Here is a 702-nt window from a genome sequence, read left to right as displayed (position 1 = left end):
CGACCGCATGTCTCCGAAATCGTGCTCAGCCGCTTGACACCTCGCGAGAGCACCGAGCTCGCGGAAGAGGTGGCAGGATGCACGTTATTGCCGGCTGAAGCGATCCACCAGATCTTCGAGCGGACTGACGGGGTGCCGCTGTTCGTCGAGGAGCTGACCAAGGCCCTGCTGGAGCAGGAATCCGGAGCCGTCCCGGCCACCCTCCACGACAGCCTCATGGCTCGCCTGGACCGGGTCCCCGCCGCCAAGACCGTCGCACAGCAGGCTTCCGTGATCGGGCGGACATTCGCATATGATCTGCTGGCCGAGATGAACCCAAAGAGGAAGCCCGAATTACGCAGGGCGCTCCGGCAACTCGTGTCATCCGAACTGGTCTACGTAAGCGGCGCGGGTCCCAGAGCGGCCTACACGTTCAAGCACGCCCTCGTGCGCGATGCTGCCTACGAGAGCTTGCTGAAGAGCCACCGTCAGGAACTGCACGCGAGGATCGCGGCGATTCTCGAACAGAACTACCCTGATGTGGTTGACCGCCAACCGGAGCTCATCGCCCACCACCTGAGCGAGGCACGGATTGCGGAGCGGGCGGTATCCTACTGGCAGCGTGCCGCGGACGATGCCGCCCGCAGACAGGCGCACCAGGAGGCCATCGCGCACTGCTCGCGCGGACTCGCGATGGTGAACCTGATCCCTGACCGGATGCAA

Annotated in this window: 1 protein-coding gene; it reads left to right on the top strand. The window is 64.7% G+C overall.

The genetic code is table 11. From position 1 onward, the window contains the following. The coding region (locus tag ILT44_RS30600; RefSeq protein WP_204243373.1) for an ATP-binding protein at window positions 1-702 on the top strand (702 nt) is incomplete at both ends.

Origin of the sequence: Microvirga arvi, assembly GCF_016892765.1 — a bacterium.
Classification (GTDB): Bacteria; Pseudomonadota; Alphaproteobacteria; order Rhizobiales; family Beijerinckiaceae; genus Microvirga; species Microvirga arvi.
This window is presented reverse-complemented; position numbering and strand designations above follow the sequence as displayed.